The organism is Pseudomonas sp. FA117 (assembly GCF_057370475.1).
The window spans coordinates 4,263,344-4,281,200 of record NZ_CM170675.1 but is presented as its reverse complement, the minus strand read 5'-3'; the positions used below and the strand labels follow the sequence as shown (position 1 = coordinate 4,281,200).

Below are 17,857 nucleotides of genomic sequence, written 5' to 3'. Positions count from 1 at the left end.
TTCGCGGGCAAGCCCGCCCCCACAGGCGTTCTACCACCCTCAAAACTGTGGCGGTCCTGTGGGAGCGGGCTTGCCCGCGAAAAGGCCTCCGCTGATTCAGACCCCTGCCAACGGATCCTTGCCGGTTACCGTCACGGTGCGGGTCGCCGCCTCGGCACTGGCCTTGAGCGCCCTCAGGTCCGCTGCCCCGCGCTCGATGTCGGCGTGCAGCCGGCGATACTCCGCGCGATGCTTGCACAACCAGGCCTTGGTCGCGCAATGCCCCTTGATGCCCCGGGCCAGTGCCATGCCGCCCACCGCCACCTGCAGCAGGCCGATCAGGCCGCCGTGGCGCATCCCCTTGCTGATCATCAGGGCGCCCCCAGCCAGTGAGCTGACACGCTCCCAGCCCTGGACATTGTGTTCGTGCCTGTCTGCCGCCGAATGGATATCGAGCATGGTCGGTCTCCTTTTGAGTGGGTCAATCAACTGACCCTGTCCCGGCTGCGCGCGTTCAGTGCAATTGCCCAGTTGCGATTCGTACTGCCATGCATTGCAGCGGGCAGGCCTGGGCGCGATCGTTCGCGCACAGGCCGGACCTCACGTCACCAACTGGAAGCCGTAGTGCCTCAGGTCTTCTACCAGCTGGTCCAGGTTGTCATATTGACGCTCGTTCACAGGCCCAAGCCCAGGCACCTGGATGCGGTAACGGTCATCGACAGTCTGGACCCTGACTTCGGTCTGCTGGTTATCCTTGAGTCGTATCGTCAGCAGCCAGCTATCGCCAGAAGGCTTGATCCTGAAGCTCTTGTGCGGCAGCAACCCTGTGGGCCTGATCATGTCAATGGCCAGGAGCCCCTTGAACGGCGTGGGGGTGCTGAGGACATAGGCGCTTTTCAGCAGGTCTGCCGGCTGGTTGCCCAAGGCCGGTATGAGCAGTCCGGGGTCAGGTTCGATACGGGTGGAAACTCCAGGTTCCACATCCTCGAAGCGGATCGTGGGTACCTCCAGCAACTGATCCAGGCCGACAATGCCGTGGTAGGCACTGGCATGTGTCTGCCCGACCAAGGCCACCCATTTGCCTGCGCCACGGCCAGGACTGTCGTTCTCGATGCGCAGGTAGGCATGATAGTTGAGCGTGCTCTGGCGCAGATTCAGGTCCGGGTCTTCGAGGCTCAGGGTGTGTGCGCTGGCCAGGTTGTCGAGCGGCACCACACGGATACCTGCTTCGCTGGCAAGGCTGACCAGCCTGCCGTAGGTGAAACTGGTCTTGCCGGTCAGCCCATGGGCGAGGTCGAGTGCCTTCAACCACTGCTGCAGTTTCTCGGGCATGCGCTGTTCGAGCAGCGTCGTTGCCAGGTCCGCTTGGTGAAAGTCTCCCAGCAGATGCTCCATGTACAGGGTGGTGACGCCTGCCTTGCGCAAGCTCTGCAGGTTCCTGATCAGGAACCCTTTGGCACCTGTGTCCGAGTGTACCTCGCCAAGCACCAGGCCGGCCTTGCCCTCGAGGAGGCTGTTGATGATGCTCCGTGCGCTGGTGTGTGGATCGACGTTCGGAACCTGCGGCAATGCGCCGATGGGGTGGGAAAGATGGAAGGCCTGGGCATCCATGACCAACCCTTCGCGCTTGCCGCGAAAGATTTCCAGGGCATTGTTGGCGGCGCTGTCACCGGCGATGTGCGATTCATCGTCGTCGAACACCTCGCTGGTCGGGTCGTTGACATGAGCAGCCAGGGCTTCGCGGTGCTCGGGAGGGATGGCATACGGGCCGCCGGGTGGGGGTTGGTAGGCAGGGACGGGATCCACCCCTCGCAGCCGCCCGAGCGTGCCGCCGCCGCCAGCCAGACCGGGCAGCGGCACAAGCTGCCACGCTCCGTCCTCGCCCAGGCGCACCAGCGCATGCCGGCCAAAGGCGTAGGGTGAGGCCGGGTCGACGATTCGCCAGCAGTTCAGGGCACTGGAGCGGCGCACTTCATAAACCGCGCCCTGCAGCTGTATGTAGAAGTGCCCGTCGAGGGTATGGATCCCCTGCATATCCCCTTGCGTACCTGCGCTCACCCCGTCCAGAGACTTGTTCATCTGGAAGTGTTGCGCGAGCAGGTCGTCGGTCGGGTACAAGCGTTCGGGCACGGCCTCGGGCAGGGTGAGGGAGGTGTCGGCAGGTGCGGGCAAGGGCGCTGTGCTGCTGGGTTGGTGCCCTTGCCACAGCGTCAGGCTGTCGAAGAACAGGTTGACGCAGGCCAGGGCGGCGGCGGTGTAGTGGCCCTGGCGTGCAGCACTGTTGCGACTGTCCAGCGCCAGGTCCAGATGCAGGCCGATTTCTGTGCTGTCGACGATCACGCAGGCCAGTGCAACCGGCCAGTCGGCGGCAGCCATCGGGCCGAAGATGCGGCTGAAGGTGCCGAGGTAGTTCAGCCATAGTTGTTTGCCCAGCGTCGCATTGCTCACCAGCTTGAGCTGGGCGTCATCGAGCATCCGCGCCTGCACGCGACGTTGCAGGGCGCTGAATGGGTCCTCGTTCAAGGCCTCGCCGACCGGCACCAGCAGATCGCGATTTCCGGCGCCCCAGGCGCTGTAGAGCAGATCGAGGGTGTGGTTGAGCGGATCCTTGCCGTCCTCGGCCAACGCGCTGCGCAAGGCAAAGTGGCGCACGAAGCGCGCGCGGTTGTCGGCTTCGTTGCAATGCATCAGCAGCCACCAGTGCAGCGCCTCGATACCCTCGCAAGCCACCCAGGGCTCAACTTCGCCAGGAAGGTACAGGTAATGCCGCTGGTCGTTCAGCAGGTGCAGGATGTCGGTCGCCTGGTGCTGGCCGATGCGCAGAAACCCGATCGGGGCAGTTGGCACCACGCGAGCCTTGAGCATCTCGAGGTCGGCGTCGGGTCTGCTGCTGTCGGTCAGGGCGTCGAGGATGAAGGTCGCGTCGGTATCGGTGAGGGTGCGATGGGCCTGCGCCTGCACCACTTCGGCGATGGCCCGAGCTTTGGCCAGCGTCCGGTAGTCGTCGCCGTGTGCGTTCCAGAACCCCTCGGCCTCGGCCTGGAAACGTGTGGCGAGGTCGATCGACCAGAACAGCTTCAGCGCTTCACTGGGCAGGATCGGCACTTCATTGCGTTCATCGAAGTAGTCGGCATCGGCGCCTGCGCGGTAGAAGCCCGACTGGGCGTCCAGCGCGTCGACATACTCGCTGTCCTCGGCGCCGAACCGCTCCACCACCAGCTCTACCAGGGTCAGGCTCTGGATCGGCTTCTGGTAGTGTACCCAGCCGCTGAAGGCCGACGGGCTGCTGGCCTGGTCGATGAAGCGGTGCCAATGGACCTGGTCGGGGTCATCGTCAAGCGAGTGCCTGGCCAGTAATTGTCGGGCGATATCACGCGCCTGCTGCTGCAGGTCGGGGCATTGTGTGACGACAGTGCGCGCCACGGCACGCAGGGCTTCACGCTCTGTGGATTGCGGAATGGTCATGATCAGGCTCCTGAAAGAGGAGCAGGTAGCCTGTTCGCAATGACTGGCTCGAGGTGGTAGTTATCTAGGGGGCCGGCCCGGCAGCGTGCGCAGGCAGCCTTGTGCGATGTCGTGTTCAGGCACTGTTCTGTCTGCTTCGGACATGCAAAAAGAGTGATCCGGCACCGTATCGAAATGATTGAACCACTCATCGAAATAGCTGTAGACACATTGTCTAACGCCATCCTATATTCATTATACAAATTGTAGACACAGACCTATGACCAGCAAGAAGGCCGCCATGAAAGCCAGTCCTGATGTCCAGCCGCTCAACAGCGAGGCGCCACCTGACCGCAAGGGTGTGCTCGCCGAGGCACTGCGTCGGCGCATCCTGAGCATGGAGCTGGCGCCCGGTGCGGTGGTGGACGAACTGGCCCTGTGCGAAGAGTTCGGGCTGTCGCGACCGCCGGTGCGCGAGTTGCTGCGCCAGATCGCTGCTGAGGGATACATCGAGCTCGAAGCCAACCGCGCCCCACGGGTGGCGGCGATGAACCACGATTCGCTGCACAGCTTCTTCCTTGCCGCGCCGCTGATCTACATCGCCACCACGCAATTGGCCGCGACCCACGCCAGCGCTGGCGAGATCGAGACGCTCAAGGCGATCCAGGCGCTGTTTCGCCAGGCGATCGAACAGAAGGATGTGGAAAACCGCGTGCTCTACAACGACGCCTTCCACCTGGAGATCGGCAAGATGGCGCACAACGACTACCTGATGCCCAGCCTGCGCCGCCTGCTGATCGATCACACCCGCCTGGGCAAGATCTTCTATCGCCATCCGACCACCGACGACATGCAGCGCGATCTCGAGCTGGCCTGCGTGCAACACGAACAGATGATCGAGGCGATCGAGCGCCGCGATCCCGAAACCGCCGGGCAGCTGGTGCGCGAGCACTTCGAGCTGTCCCGTCGCCGCATGGCCGAATACGCGGCGCCCCAGGGAATGGAAGTGGCACTGGCCATGTAGATGCAGCACTCACCGCCACCCCATGCACCGGCAGGACGCCGGGCGGGGCGGGCGTGATGAGGAACAGACGCCAACAACAATATCTGGTTCCTGAAATGACAAAGATCACCTCGTTGCCCGCCGATGACAGTGGCTGTGGCTGGTATCACCTGAGCAAGGGACGCATGGTCAAGGCCGCGCACAGTGGCCACAGTGCAGCACGCTGGGTCGTGGTCGGTGCCGGTTTCACCGGGCTTGCCGCGGCGCGCCAGCTGGCCCTGCACTTTCCTGACGACCAGGTGGTGCTGCTCGAAGCCCAGGAGGTCGGTTTCGGCTCGTCCGGACGCAATGCCGGTTTCGCCATCGACCTGCCCCACGACATCGGCGCCGAGGACTACATCGGCGACATCACCATCGCCCGCAAGACCCTCAAGCTCAACCTCAGTGGCCAGTCGTTCCTCAAGGAACTGGTCGAGCGCCATGGCATCGATTGCCAGATGAAGCACTGCGGCAAGTACCAGGCCGCCATCGAACCTCGTGGTATCGCCGTGCTCGAGGCCTACCGCCGGGGCCTTGACCGGCTCGACCAGCCGTACCAGATGATCGAGGCGACCGAGTTGCCCGAACATATCGGCACCGACTTCTATCGCAAGGCCCTGTTCACTCCGGGCACCTCGCTGATCCAGCCCTCGGCGCTGGTCAAAGGGCTGGCCGACAACCTTCCGGCCAACGTCACGCTTTACGAGCACACGCCGATCACCGAGGTGCAGTACGGCGTCAGGACCGTGCTCAAGCACGCCCAGGGTTCGATTACCGCCGACAAGCTGGTGCTTACCACCAATGCCTTTGGCATGAGCTTCGGCTTCCTCAAGGGGCGGATGCTGCCGGTGTTCACCTACGCCAGCCTGACCCGGCCCATGACCGAAGAAGAGCAGGCGCGCCTGGGCGGCAAGCCCTATTGGGGCTTGATTCCGGCCGATCCGTTCGGCACCACCGTGCGGCGCACCCCGGACAACCGCCTGCTGATTCGCAACAGCTTCAGTTTCAACCCCGATGGGCGGGCCAACGGCAAGTACCTCGAGCGTTTCGCCCTGCGCCACCGCGATGCCTTCGCCCGGCGTTTTCCGATGCTGGCCGGGATGCCGTTCGAGTATACCTGGGGCGGTGCCCTGGCGATGTCGCGCAATCACATGGGTTATTTCGGCGAGTTGTCAGCCAATGTCTACGCCGCGCTGTGTTGCAATGGCCTGGGCGTGACCCGTGGAACAGCCACCGGCAAGTTGCTCGGCGACTGGCTTGCGGGTGAGAAGAATGAATTGATCGAGTTCGTCCTCAATGCACCGGGACCCTGTGCCAACCCGCCGGCGCCGCTGGTTTCGCTGGGTCTCAATTTCAACCTGAAGTGGGGCCAGTATCGCGCCGGACAAGAAAGCTGAGTTCAATTAAGGCGTTATAAACAACTTGATATGCGCTGGGTTCGATAACCCGGCCTGCGGTTTCCATTGCGTGCTGTTTCGGTTCGAAGTGCAACTTCGGGCTCACGGGGCTGAAAGTCTTTTCAGTGTCGCGGGTTCGTTCGTCCTGAAATCGGCCTGCGTTCGATGATGACAGGAGACAATAATGACAACTCACAATGTATCAATCGAAGATGTACCGCTTAATCGCTTTCACCAGTGGCTGACCCTGCGCTCCGGCGGTGGCTCGTTCGTCGATGGCTATGTCCTGAGCATCATCGGCGTGGCCATGGTGCAGATGACTGCCGGGCTTTCGTTGAACAGCTTCTGGCAGGGCATGATTGCCGCGTCCGCATTGATCGGCATTTTCTTCGGTGGTTTCTTCGGCGGCTGGCTGACCGACCGCTTCGGCCGCAAGCGGGTGTTCTTCGTCGGCCCGACCCTGTTCATCCTCGCCTCGCTCAGCCAGTTCTGGGTGGAGTCGGCGCTGGCGCTGTTCCTGCTGCGCTTCGTGGTCGGGGTGGCGGTGGGCATCGAGTACCCGGTGGCCACCTCGCTGCTGGTGGAGTTCCTGCCCAAGCGCAACCGTGGCCCGCGCCTGGCGACCTTGACCATTCTCTGGTTCGCCGGCGCCGCATTCGCCTACATCCTTGGGGACTTCCTGCTGCGTCAGGGCGGTGACGATGCCTGGCGCCTGGTGCTGGCCAGCCCTGCGTTGATCGGCGCGCTGCTGTTTGTCATCCGCCTTGGCACCCCCGAGTCGCCGCGCTGGCTGCTGAGCAAGGGCCGGGCGCGGGAGGCCGAGGCGGTGATCCGCAGCGTGTATGGCGAGGATTTCTCCTTGCGCAATCTGCCGGAGGAGCCGGTGCAGAAGCGGCTGTCGTTCCTCGACCTGATGCACTCCGGCTATGGCAAACGCATGATGTTCGTCGCGGTGTTCTGGTCGTGCTCGGTGATCCCGGTGTTCGCCGTGTACGCATTCGCGCCCAAGGTGCTCGGCGCGCTCAATCTCAAGGGCGACTGGGCATCGTTCGGTTCGGTGGCGATCACCTTGCTGTTCGTCGTCGGCTGCATCGTCGCCACACGCCTGATCAACGGCATGGGCCGGCGCAGCATGCTGATCCACAGCTTCTTCTGGTCGGGGCTGGCGCTGCTGGGCCTGGGCGTGTTCCACGCCGGTTCCGAACTGCTGATCCTGACCCTGTTCGGTGCCTACGCGCTGTTCATCGGCGGTGCCCAGGTGCTGCAACTGGTGTACCCCAACGAGCTGTTCCCCACGGAAATCCGTGCCAACGCGGTGGGCGTCGGCACTTCGCTGTCGCGGGTCGGCGCCGCGATCGGGACCTGGCTGGTGCCGATGGTGCTCGACAGCTACGGCATCGCTTTCACCATGTACGCCGCTGCGGCGGTGACCTTGCTGGGCCTGGCCGTGTCCTGGGCGCTGGCCCCCGAAACCCGCTCGCTGAACCTGCAGCAGGCGGCGTCCCTGAGCTGACTCATCAACGTTGCCCGGCTGGCGCCGGGCGGCCCGAACCTTTGCTTGCACTGGAGATCCGCAAATGAAATTCGAAGGTATCTACACCCCGGCCATCACCCCGCTGGCTGCCGATGGCTCGATAGACAAGGCAGGTTTCGCCGAGGTCCTGGACTATCTGGTCGAATCCAGAGTCCACGGAGTGATCATCGGCGGCTCGACCGGCGAGTACTACGCCCATACCAGCCAGGAGCGCATCGAGCTGGTGGCCCAGGCCCGGGACGTGCTCAACGGGCGCCTGCCGCTGATCGTCGGCACCGGTGGCATCCGCACCGAGGACGCGGTGGCCTTTGCCAAGCACGCCAAAGAGATCAAGGCCGATGCGCTGCTGGTCGGTACGCCGCCCTACGCGCTGCCGACCCAGGAAGAAATCGCCCTGCACGTGAGGGCGGTGGACGCTGCCGCCGACCTGCCGATCATGCTCTACAACTACCCGGGGCGCATGGGCGTGAGCATGGGCGAGGCATTCTTCGATGCCGTGGCCGATATGAAGAACGTCGTCGCCATCAAGGAGAGCTCCGGCGACATGAACCAGTTGCATCGCCTGGCGATCAAGCGCCCGAACATCCAGGTTTCCTGCGGTTGGGACGACCAGGCCCTGGAGTTCTTCGCCTGGGGCGCGCAGAGCTGGGTCTGCGCCGGTTCCAACTTCATCCCGCGCGAGCATGTGGCGCTGTACGAGGCCTGCGTGATCGAGAAGGACTTCGCCAAGGGTCGCCGCATCATGGCGGCGATGATGCCGCTGATGGATTTCCTCGAAGGCGGCAAGTTCGTCCAGTCGATCAAATACGGCTGCGCGCTCAACGGCTTGCGCACTGGCGGCGTGCGCAAGCCGCTGCAAGACCTGAATGACGACGAGAAGCAGGCGCTGCAGGCCGTGGTCGTCGAGCTCAAGCGCAGCATCGCGCAGATCACCGGGGAGGCCTGAGATGAGTGAACTGCTGAGCAAAGCCCAATACGCCGCCATCGCCGCCGAACTGCAACCGCGGACCCAGGCCTTCATCGACGGCGAATTCCGCGATGCGATCTCGGGCAACACGTTCGTCACCACCAATCCGGCCACCGGCAAGGCACTGGCCGAGGTCGCTGCCTGCGATGTGCAGGACGTCGATCTCGCGGTCGTTGCGGCCAAGCGGGTGTTCGAGGCCGGCAGCTGGTCCAGGCTGCAGCCGGGCGAGCGCAAGCAGGTGCTGCTGAAATTCGCCCAGTTGCTGGAAGACAACGCCCACGAGCTGGCGGTGCTGGAAAGCCTGGACAGCGGCAAGCCGGTCAGTGAGTGCCAGAATGTCGATGTGCCGGAGACCATCCACACCCTTCGCTGGCACGCCGAACTGATCGACAAGATCTACGACAGCACCGCGCCGACGGGCAATGCTGCGGTGACCATGGTGGTGCGCGAGGCCATCGGCGTGGTCGGCCTGGTGCTGCCCTGGAACTTCCCGCTGCTGATGCTGGCCTGGAAGATCGCGCCGTCGCTGGCAGCAGGCTGCTCGATCGTGGTCAAGCCGGCCAAGGAAACCACCCTCAGCGCCCTGCGTGTGGCCGAGCTTGCGCACCAGGCGGGTATACCGGCGGGGGTGTTCAACTTGGTGCCTGGCGGTGGCCGTGAAGTGGGCGAGGCCATTGGCCGGCACATGGACATCCCCATGGTCAGCTTCACCGGCTCCACCGACACCGGGCGGCTGTTCCTCAAGTACGCCGCCGAATCCAACCTCAAGCGCATCGTGCTGGAGCTGGGGGGCAAGAACCCGGCCGTGGTCATGAACGACTGCGAGGACCTGGACGAAGTGGCGCAGTTCGTCACCGCCGGTGCGTTCTGGAACATGGGCGAGAACTGCTCGGCGTCGTCGCGGCTGATCGTGCACAGGGAGGTGAAGGACGCGCTGCTGGGCCTGATCGGCAAGCACCTGAAGGACTGGAAGCTGGGCGACCCGCTGGACCCGGACAATCGCCTGGGCGCGATGGTCAGCAAGGCGCATTTCGAGAAGGTGCGCTCGTACCTTGAACACGCCGCCGAACACAAACTCAAGGTGGTGCAGGGCGGCGAGACCCAGGACGGGGTGTTCGTGCAGCCGACCATCGTCGACGACGTGGCGCGTGACGACCGCTTGTTCGTCGAGGAGATCTTCGGGCCGGTGCTGAGCGTGACCAGCTTCGAGACGATCGAAGAGGCCATCGAACTGGCCAACGACACGGTCTACGGGCTGGCAGCCTCGGCCTACACCGGCAGCCTGCGCAATGCGCTGCGCCTGTCGCGCGAGATCCGCGCGGGGGTGGTGACGGTGAACTGCTTTGGCGAGGGCGACGCCTCGACGCCGTTCGGCGGCTACAAGGAGTCCGGATTCGGCGGGCGCGACAAGTCGGTATGGGCGCATGACCAGTACACGGAGCTCAAGACCATCTGGATCAATGCTTCCTGAGTTGAGTGACAGGGCGCTGTTCTGACGGAGTTCAGTGCTTTTGTCGTTGGGGCGGTGTCGGGTTTTTCGCGGCCAACACCGACCCCAACCCCTTTCTGCAACACCAGCGAATAAGCAGCACGGCTCGCAAGAGCCAGACAAGGCTGCGGCGCTGCAGGCCTGGCGGATCACCGCAGGCCACACATTCCCCCAACGAAACCGAACCCGTGCACAGGCCCCTGGGGGAATGGCTGCGTGCGCCATTTTTCATTTCTTTGCGAGTTCACTGCCCATGATCGTCTCCCAGACCCGCAGGCTCAGCCCTGCACTGTCACACCGCAACGCCCTGATCCTGGCGCATGTCGCCGCCGTGCTGTTCGGCCTGACCGGCATCCTCGGCGCGCTGATCCAGGCCGATGCCAGCGTCATCACCTTCGGCCGTGCCGCCTTCGCCGTGCTTGCCCTGGGGCTGGTTGCGCTGCTGCAGCGACGGGCCTTGTTCCGGGGGCTGGACCGCCGTCGTGTCGCCGTGCTGCTGTTCACGGGAGCCATGCTGGCCGCGCACTGGGTGACCTTCTTCCTCGCCGTGAAGATCGGTGGCGTGGCGGTGGCGACCCTGGGTTTTGCCAGCTTTCCGGCATTTATCGCCTTGCTCGATTGCCTGGCGTTCGGCGAGCGCATCCGCCTGCGCGAATGGCTGCTGCTGGCCCTGGTGAGCCTGGGCCTGGTGCTGGTGGTGCCGACCTTCGACCTGCTCGACCAGGGCACGCAGGGGTTGCTCTGGGGGTTGGCTTCGGGCCTGTCGTTCGCCTTGCTGGCGATTGCCAACCGGCGCTGGGCCAGCGGCCTGAAAGCCGTGCAGGTGGCGTTCTGGCAAAACCTGGTGGTGGCGGTGCTGGTGCTGCCGGTGGCCCTGGACAACCTGGTGGGACAGGGCTTGCAGACGGCGGACTGGATCTACCTGGCGCTGCTCGGGGTGTTCTGCACGGGCCTTTCGCAGTACCTGTTCGTCAAGAGCCTGAAGGGCCTGGCGGCACGCAGCGCAGGGATGATCCTGGCATTGGAGCCTGTGTACGCGATCGCCTGCGCCTGGGCGCTGTTCGCCGAGGCGCCGTCGCTGCGTATGCTGGCCGGGGCGGGGTTGATCATCCTGGCCACGGTGCTGTCGGCCTGGGGCAAGCCTGCCAGCGAGCGGATGGCGTGAGGTTGCCGGGGGTGCGCCGCAGCCCTGCCTGCGGTTACTTGAACTTGGGACCGGACCGGGTGTTCAAGCCCTTGGCCAGTCGGTCGTACAGCACCACGTTGACGGTCGCGGCCAGGTTCATGCAGCCCTGGGTGGGGATGTAGATGGTCTCTTCGCACCAGGCGCGCACGCTTTCGTCGAGGCTGCCGTCTTCCGGGCCGAAGATGTAGATCGCCCGATCCGGGTGGGTGTACTCGGGCAGTGGTCGGGCACCCTCGACCAGTTCCACCGCCACCGGCGTGCAACCGAGCGGGATGATGCGCTGCAGGTCGTCGATGCCGATCAGCGGGATGTCGTAGTGCACGCGCTTGGTGTCGGTGACGAAGTCGCGGGCGCGCTCGTAGCGCTTGCCGGTGTAGAACACCGAGTTGACGCCATAGCAACCCGCCGCACGCATCACCGAGCCGACGTTTTCAGCGGATTTGGGGTTGAACAGGCCGATGCAGCTGTACCGTTTGTTCGCCACGAGTCGGGGCCCTTCGCAAAAAAAGAGCGCGATTATACGGGCTTGCCGACGCCGTGGGCGGATGAATCGACGGTCAGTCCTTCTTCATCAGCGCGGCCAGGCCGGCGAAGGGGTTGTGCGTGGCCACGTTGGTTTTCGGCGTGCTCAGCGAGCCTTCGCCGAAATACTGCTGGTCGGTGTAGCGCGAATGCTCGTTGTCGTGGCAGTACAGGCACAGCAGCTCCCAGTTGGAGCCGTCCTGGGGGTTGTTGTCGTGGTTGTGGTCGCGGTGGTGCACGGTCAGCTCCGACAGGCGCTTGCCGGAGAACTCGCGGGCGCAGCGGCCGCAGACGTGCGGGTACATTTTCAGCGCCTTGTCGCGGTAGCCCATTTCCTTGTCGCGCTTGGCGTCGGCGAGGATGCGGTCGAGGCGGGCGGTGGCGGCGGAGGTGGAGGCCGTGCTCATGGTGTTACCTTTTTCGTTATCAGGGCAATGACGGTTATGGCATGAGTCTAGCGCGCCTGCGGGCCTTGCGGACAGGCAAAAACGCGCAGTTGGGCGTAGTCTGTAGGCAGGTTCCGGACGGGAGGTTGCCGATGTTGCCTGTGATCCTTGCCACGTTCATCCTGCTTGCCGCCCCACTGGCCGAAGCCGCCGGCCAGCCGTCGGGGAGCATCACCCCGGTGCCCGGCGCACCAGGGACGCCCACGCCCACCCCTTACCCGCAGATCACCCCGAGCACGCCACCGAAGGCTGGCGGCAGCCAGCCTGGCGCGCCATTGCTGCCGCCGCTGCCGTTACCCGGGCCGCCGAAGGACCAGCCGTTGCCGGGGTTGTCCCAGGACCCACCGAAAAAGACCGACTAGACCTGTTGCGAGAGGCGTTGGCCGTCCTGCATGCGCAAGCGCTTCGACAGGGCCACGGCGAGTGCGCGGATGATGCGGGCGGCGATGCGCGGGGCGTCGTTGAGCATCTTGTCCAGCGAATCCTTGCCCAGCGTCAGCAACTGGCAGTCGCTGGCCGCCACGCAACTGGCCGAGCGCCGCTCGCCGTCGAGCACGGCCATTTCGCCGAAGGCGCGGCCCTTGCGCAGGGTGGCGATCTCGACTTGCTGGCCGTTGCCGTCGGTCTTGCGCACCGACACCACGCCGCGGTGCAGGATGCACATGAAGGTGCCGGCGTCGCCTTCGGCGAAGATGGTCTGGCCCTCGCTCATCGTGGTGATGGCGAAGTAACCGGCGACCGCCTGGAAGTCGCCGGGCTGCAGGTTGTCGAACAGGCCGCAGTCCATGAGCATGTCGCGGATCTCGGCGCCGAGGAGGCTTGGGTCAGGCATGTGCGTTGTCCGGTATTTGAGAGATTCCACATGCCCCTGAGGGGCATGTGAGAACGCTATGACAACAAAAAACGCGTTTTACACCACACCCAGCTCATTGAATACGAACGCGTACTCCAGGGCCACGTCGCGCAGGCCCTGGTAGCGGCCGCTCATGCCGCCGTGGCCGGCGCCCATTTCGGTCTTGAGCAGCAGCAGGTTGTCGTCGGTCTTGCAGGTGCGCAGGCGCGCCACCCACTTGGCGGCCTCCCAGTACTGCACGCGGCTGTCGTTGTAGCCGGCGACCACCAGCATGGCCGGGTAGGCCTGGGCCTTGACGTTCTCGTACGGCGCATAGGCCTTGATCCGTGCGTGCACCTCAGGCTCTTCGGGGTTGCCCCATTCGTCGTACTCGGTGACGGTCAGCGGCAAGTCCGGGTCGAGCATGGTGTTGAGCACATCGACGAACGGCACTTCGGCAATTGCGCAGCGGAACAGCTCCGGTCGCTGGTTGAGCACTGCGCCCATCAACAGGCCACCGGCGCTGCCGCCGCTGATGGCCAGGCGCTCGCTGCGGGTCACACCCTGGGCGATCAGGTGTTCGGCGCAGGCGATGAAGTCGTCGAAGCTGTTCTGCTTGTGTTCCTGCTTGCCGGCCCGGTACCAGGCTTCGCCCAGCTCGCCGCCGCCGCGCACATGGGCGATGGCGAAGGCCACGCCGCGTTCGAGCAGGCTCAGGCGGGCGTGGGAGAACCAGGGGTCGAGGCTCTCGCCATAGGCGCCATAGCCGTAAAGGTACAGCGGCACGTCGCGGTCCAGGTCCTGGCGGCGACGGACCAGGCTGATCGGCACCTGGGTGCCGTCCTTGGCCGTGGCCCACAGGCGTTGGCTGACGTAGTCGTCGGCATCGAAGCGGCCGAGCACCGGGGTCTGCTTGAGCACCTGCTGCTCGCCGCTGGCCAGTTCCAGCTGGCGGACCTGGGCCGGACGGTTGAGCGCCTCGTAGCGTAGGCGAATGCGCGGGCTGGAGAATTCCAGGCTGTCCTGCACGTAGAGGCTGTAGGCGGCGTCCGGCAGCTCGACGCGATAGGCCTGCAGGCCTTGCGGGCGCACTTCGATGATCGGCAGGCCGCCTTCGCGCAGGCTCAGCGACAGTGCCGAGGCGTTCAGGCTCAGGCCTTCGAGCATGACGTCGTCGCGGTGCTCCACCAGTACCTGCCACTGCGTGCGCTCGGGCACCTGGTCGGCTGGCGCGTGGTACAGGGCGAAGTTGATGCCGTCCTGGTTGCTGCGCACGAACCAGCGCCACTGACCGTCGAGCTGACCGTGGTCGGGGAAGTATTCGTGGCCTTCGACGCGCGGCGCCAGGCAGGTGAAGTCGGCCAGCGGCGTGGCTGCATCGAGCACCCAGGCTTCGCTGGTGGTCTTGCTGTTGAGCAGCAGCACCAGCTGACGCTCGGAGCTGGCCCGGTAGCAATGCAGGAAGAAGCGCCCGTCCGGTTCCTCGAACACGGTGTGGGCGTCGCCTTCACCCAGCGTGTGGCGGCGCAGGCGCCATGGGCGGTGGGTGTCGTCCAGTTCGGCGAAGAACAGCGTGCGGCTGTCGTTGGCCCAGGTCAGGCTGCCGTCGCAGTCGTCGAAGGGCAGGGTGGTGACGCTGCCGCTGTCCAGATCCTTGACATACAGGGTGTAGATTTCGTCGCCGCTGGTGTCGAGGCTGTAGGCCAGCAGGCGGTGGTCGGGGCTGACGTTGAATGCGCCCAGGGCCAGGAAGCCGCCGTTGGCCAGGGCGTTGGGGTCGAGCAGCAGTTGCTCGGCGCTTTCGTCGACGCGGTTGCTGTCGTCGGCCGGGCGCGGGCAGCGGTAGTGGCGCGGGTATTCGTCGCCCGCCGTGGTGCGCGTGTAGTAGAGGTACGGGCCCCAGGGCGAGGGCAGCGACAGGTCGGTTTCGAGGATGCGGCCCTTGATCTCTTCGAACAGTTGTTCGCGCAGCGGGGCCTGGTCGGCAAGGCAGGCTTGCTGGTAGGCGTTTTCCTGCTCCAGGTAGGCCAGCACTTCGGGGGTGTCGCGTTCCTGCAGCCAGGCGTAGGGATCGGCGGCCTGGGCCTGGCGGGCGATGGGGGGCTTGGGTCTGGTATGCATTGACGGTCTCGTGGTGGGGTGGCGGTGCCGGCCTCGAGCGGGAAGAGGCGCCTGTGCCCGTAAAAGTGTTTATCATAGGCATCTCTTTGCCTGCCTTGCACGGACACCATGATCGAACAAGACTACACACTGGCCTGGGGCCTCTACGCTGTCGCCGCCCTGGGCTGCCTGCTGGTGGCCTTCAAGTTCACCGGCTGGATGTGGCGCTGGTTGCGCGAGCCGCTGCGGGTGATCGTCGCCGTGCTGCTGTTCACCCCCACCATCGTCGACCCGGTCAAGGACAGCTTCGCCCCGGCCATCGCCATCACCGCCCTGGACCTGGCGTTCAAGGTGGGCAACAACGCCTGGCGCGCGGCTTCGGACCTGGCGATGTACGGCATGATCGCCTTCGGCCTGTACTTGCTGTTCGTGCTGCTGCGCTGGCCGCTGGAAAAGCGCGCCCGCGAGCGCCGTGAACAGGCCGAGGCAGCGGCCAAGCGCCGGGCCGCCGAGGACGACGTGGTCATGGCCGATGCGCCGGTCGCCGACCGCCGCGACCGCTACCGCGAAGCGCCTCCCGCCGCTGCATTGCGCCGTCCGGGCAATGGCGGCGGTCGCGTCGAGCCACGGGTCTAGGACGGAGCGCCGGCCAATGTGTGAACTGCTGGGCATGAGTGCCAACGTCCCCACCGATATCGTCTTCAGTTTCACCGGCCTGATGCAGCGTGGCGGGCGTACCGGTCCGCACCGCGACGGCTGGGGCATCGCCTTCTATGAGGGGCGCGGCCTGCGGCTGTTCCAGGACCCGGCCGCGAGCAGCGAGTCGGAGGTGGCCAACCTGGTGCAGCGCTACCCGATCAAGAGCGAAGTGGTGATCGGCCATATCCGGCAGGCCAACGTCGGCAAGGTCTGCCTGTCCAACACCCACCCGTTCGTGCGTGAACTGTGGGGCCGCAACTGGTGCTTCGCGCACAATGGTCAGTTGGCCGATTTCACCGCGCAGAAAACCTACTATCGTCCGGTTGGCGACACCGACAGCGAAGCGGCCTTCTGCGACCTGCTCAACCGCGTGCGCGCGGCGTTTCCCGAGCCGGTCGAAGTCGAGGCGCTGTTGCCGGTGCTGGTCGAGGCGTGTGCCGGCTACCGCGAAAAGGGCGTTTTCAACTGCCTGCTCAGCGATGGCGACTGGCTGTTCTGCTACTGTTCGACCAAGCTGGTGCACATCACCCGTCGCGCACCTTTTGGTGCCGCACGGTTGAAGGATGTCGACCTGATCGTGGATTTTCAGTCTGAAACCACCCCCAACGACGTGGTCACGGTGATCGCCACCGAGGCCCTGACCGAGAACGAGACCTGGCAGCGCTACGAGCCCGGTCAGTGGGCCTTGTGGCGGCACGGCGAGTGCGTCGCCAAGGGCTGAGGACGGACATGTTCAGAAGTTACCTGCGGTTGCTGCTGTTCACTTTCGGCTTGCTGGCCGGGGTCCAGGTACCCGGGCTGGTCAAGGACTACAGCCAGCGGGTCGAGGCGCACATGCTCGAGTCGCGCGAGGCGCTGGCGGGCTTCCAGGAAACCGCCGAGCGCTTCTTCAAGGGCGACCTGCAGGCGCTGGTGCGCCATTACCGCACCAGTGACGACCCGGTGTTCAACAGTGATGCCAACAGCATCGAAAGCCTGATGATCCGCAGCCAGCTGCTGGAGAACGAGTGGCAGGCGCTGCAGGGCAACTGGGCGAGTCGCAGCTGGCATGTGCTGGCGCAGGCCGATCCGCAGTTGCGCGAGGAAACGCTCAAGGGCTACAGCTACCAGATCCTGCTGGTGCCCGAGGCGATCGGCTGGGGGATTGCCAGCGGCTTCCTGTTGGCGTTCGTGGTCGAGAGCGTACTGCTGGGCATTGGCTGGCTGGCCCTGGGTGGGCGGCGCCGGGCGGTGAAGGAAAGCTGGCGCTAGGTTGCAGGAATTGTGTTGCCGTCACCGGCACTTCCCTGGCTCAGACCAGCGTGATCCGCTGCACCCCGACATCCTGTGCGTAGCGTTCCAGCACCTGCTGGCACAACCCCACCACCTCGTCGACCAGTTCCACCCCGGTCTGCCACGACACCACCAGCTCCAGGCTGGGCGGGGGCTGCAGCCCGGTCAGCATCACCAGTTCGCCGCGTGCCAGCTCGGCCTCGACCAGCGCCGGGGGCAGGGCACCGATGCCGAAGCCGTCGCGCAGCAGCCGGGTGATCGCCGACACCGAGTTCACGCAGTTCAGCCGTGGCGTCTCGCTGCCTGCGCCCTGCAACAGGCTGAACACCTCCTGGTGCGGCCGCGAGTTGCGTGAAAAGGTGATGATCCGCTCGCGCCCGAGCTCGGCCAGCGAGGCGTAGTCGCGATGGTGCGGCGACCCGCGGGCGACGATCCAGGCCATGGGGTAGCGCGCCAGGTCCAGGCTGCGGATGCTCTCCTGGCGCAGCAGGTCGGTCTGCAGGATCACGTCGAGAAAGCCCTTCTGCAACTGGTCGCGCAGGTTCAGCGAGGTGTCTGCGACCAGCTCGATCTCCACCTGCGGGTAGCGCTCGGTCAACTCGGCCACCAGCGCACTCATCCAGGTGTGGATCACCGTGTCCATCACGCCCAGGCGCACCCGTCCGATCACCGCCCGCTCGCCGCCCAGCGACTGCTTCATCGCCTTGGCGGTGTCGAGCATGCGCTCGGCGTACTCCAGCACCTTGCTGCCTTCCGGGGTCAGGCTGACGCCGCGCGAGTCGCGCAGCAGCAGCTTCACGCCCAGGTCCGCCTCCAGCGCGGCAATGCGGCTGGACACCGAGGCCTGGGTGGTGAACAGCTTCTCGGCGGTGAGGCGAAAGCTCTTGAGCCGGGCCACCCAGACGAAGGTTTCGAGAAATCGCAGGTTCATCGTGTGCTCGCAAGGCA

The 17,857-nt window shown here is 65.1% G+C and carries 17 protein-coding genes; 10 read left to right on the top strand and 7 right to left on the bottom strand.

Annotation, left to right across the window (positions count from 1 at the left end; translation table 11 throughout):
• Window positions 1-96: 96 nt before the first annotated feature.
• Entirely contained in the window at window positions 97-438 is a 342-nt protein-coding gene (locus AC1TXO_RS19810) for a YgaP family membrane protein (protein ID WP_486403304.1), read from the bottom strand.
• Between the two features lie 141 nt (window positions 439-579).
• On the bottom strand, window positions 580-3,444 hold the full coding sequence (locus AC1TXO_RS19805) for a dermonecrotic toxin domain-containing protein (RefSeq protein WP_486403303.1): 2,865 nt from the start codon (window positions 3,442-3,444) through the stop codon (window positions 580-582).
• Window positions 3,445-3,724: 280 nt separating this feature from the next.
• Between AC1TXO_RS19805 and AC1TXO_RS19800 the strand changes: the two genes are divergently transcribed.
• The 6 genes from AC1TXO_RS19800 to AC1TXO_RS19775 all read left to right on the top strand — a co-directional run bounded on the left by AC1TXO_RS19800 (window position 3,725) and on the right by AC1TXO_RS19775 (window position 11,017).
• Window positions 3,725-4,447 carry a GntR family transcriptional regulator gene (locus AC1TXO_RS19800; RefSeq protein ID WP_486403302.1) on the top strand — a complete coding sequence of 241 codons (723 nt, stop codon included), beginning with the start codon at window positions 3,725-3,727 and terminating at the stop codon, window positions 4,445-4,447.
• Window positions 4,448-4,542: 95 nt separating this feature from the next.
• Complete coding sequence (locus AC1TXO_RS19795; RefSeq protein WP_486403301.1) at window positions 4,543-5,862, top strand: NAD(P)/FAD-dependent oxidoreductase; 1,320 nt, start codon at window positions 4,543-4,545, stop codon at window positions 5,860-5,862.
• A gap of 184 nt (window positions 5,863-6,046) precedes the next feature.
• Window positions 6,047-7,375 (top strand): MFS transporter, encoded by a 1,329-nt coding sequence (locus AC1TXO_RS19790; protein ID WP_486403300.1) that lies wholly within the window; start codon window positions 6,047-6,049, stop codon window positions 7,373-7,375.
• Between the two features lie 64 nt (window positions 7,376-7,439).
• Entirely contained in the window at window positions 7,440-8,342 is a 903-nt protein-coding gene (locus AC1TXO_RS19785) for a dihydrodipicolinate synthase family protein (RefSeq protein ID WP_486403299.1), read from the top strand.
• 1 nt (window position 8,343) lies between these two features.
• The gene (locus AC1TXO_RS19780) at window positions 8,344-9,834 is read left to right on the top strand and encodes an aldehyde dehydrogenase (protein ID WP_486403298.1); all 1,491 of its coding nucleotides are present in this window, start codon (window positions 8,344-8,346) and stop codon (window positions 9,832-9,834) included.
• A gap of 271 nt (window positions 9,835-10,105) precedes the next feature.
• The gene (locus tag AC1TXO_RS19775; protein ID WP_486403297.1) at window positions 10,106-11,017 is read left to right on the top strand and encodes a DMT family transporter; all 912 of its coding nucleotides are present in this window, start codon (window positions 10,106-10,108) and stop codon (window positions 11,015-11,017) included.
• Between the two features lie 34 nt (window positions 11,018-11,051).
• Here AC1TXO_RS19775 and AC1TXO_RS19770 read toward each other — a convergent pair whose 3' ends face one another.
• Window positions 11,052-11,522, bottom strand: coding sequence for an RNA methyltransferase (locus tag AC1TXO_RS19770; RefSeq protein ID WP_486403296.1), 471 nt, complete (start codon window positions 11,520-11,522; stop codon window positions 11,052-11,054).
• A gap of 73 nt (window positions 11,523-11,595) precedes the next feature.
• Complete coding sequence (locus AC1TXO_RS19765) at window positions 11,596-11,967, bottom strand: YajD family HNH nuclease (protein WP_486403295.1); 372 nt, start codon at window positions 11,965-11,967, stop codon at window positions 11,596-11,598.
• Between the two features lie 131 nt (window positions 11,968-12,098).
• On the opposite strand from AC1TXO_RS19765, the gene AC1TXO_RS19760 reads away from it, so the two are divergent.
• Window positions 12,099-12,368 (top strand): hypothetical protein, encoded by a 270-nt coding sequence (locus AC1TXO_RS19760; protein ID WP_486403294.1) that lies wholly within the window; start codon window positions 12,099-12,101, stop codon window positions 12,366-12,368.
• Here AC1TXO_RS19760 and AC1TXO_RS19755 read toward each other — a convergent pair.
• On the bottom strand, window positions 12,365-12,838 hold the full coding sequence (locus tag AC1TXO_RS19755; protein ID WP_486403293.1) for a cyclic nucleotide-binding domain-containing protein: 474 nt from the start codon (window positions 12,836-12,838) through the stop codon (window positions 12,365-12,367). The two genes, AC1TXO_RS19760 and AC1TXO_RS19755, sit on opposite strands and share 4 nt — an antisense overlap.
• A gap of 78 nt (window positions 12,839-12,916) precedes the next feature.
• A complete protein-coding gene (locus AC1TXO_RS19750) occupies window positions 12,917-14,959 on the bottom strand; it encodes a S9 family peptidase (protein WP_486403292.1) in 2,043 nt (680 codons plus the stop codon).
• Between the two features lie 108 nt (window positions 14,960-15,067).
• On the opposite strand from AC1TXO_RS19750, the gene AC1TXO_RS19745 reads away from it, so the two are divergent.
• Genes AC1TXO_RS19745 through AC1TXO_RS19735 form a run of 3 tightly spaced genes read left to right on the top strand, consistent with a single transcriptional unit; the run spans window position 15,068 to window position 16,888 of the window.
• On the top strand, window positions 15,068-15,574 hold the full coding sequence (locus AC1TXO_RS19745; protein ID WP_486403291.1) for an MFS transporter: 507 nt from the start codon (window positions 15,068-15,070) through the stop codon (window positions 15,572-15,574).
• A 16-nt stretch (window positions 15,575-15,590) separates the two neighbouring features.
• The gene (locus AC1TXO_RS19740; RefSeq protein ID WP_486403290.1) at window positions 15,591-16,358 is read left to right on the top strand and encodes a class II glutamine amidotransferase; all 768 of its coding nucleotides are present in this window, start codon (window positions 15,591-15,593) and stop codon (window positions 16,356-16,358) included.
• Window positions 16,359-16,366: 8 nt separating this feature from the next.
• Entirely contained in the window at window positions 16,367-16,888 is a 522-nt protein-coding gene (locus AC1TXO_RS19735; protein ID WP_486403289.1) for a DUF2937 family protein, read from the top strand.
• Between the two features lie 40 nt (window positions 16,889-16,928).
• Here AC1TXO_RS19735 and AC1TXO_RS19730 read toward each other — a convergent pair whose 3' ends face one another.
• Window positions 16,929-17,840 (bottom strand): LysR family transcriptional regulator, encoded by a 912-nt coding sequence (locus AC1TXO_RS19730; RefSeq protein WP_486403288.1) that lies wholly within the window; start codon window positions 17,838-17,840, stop codon window positions 16,929-16,931.
• Between the last annotated feature and the right edge of the window lie 17 nt (window positions 17,841-17,857).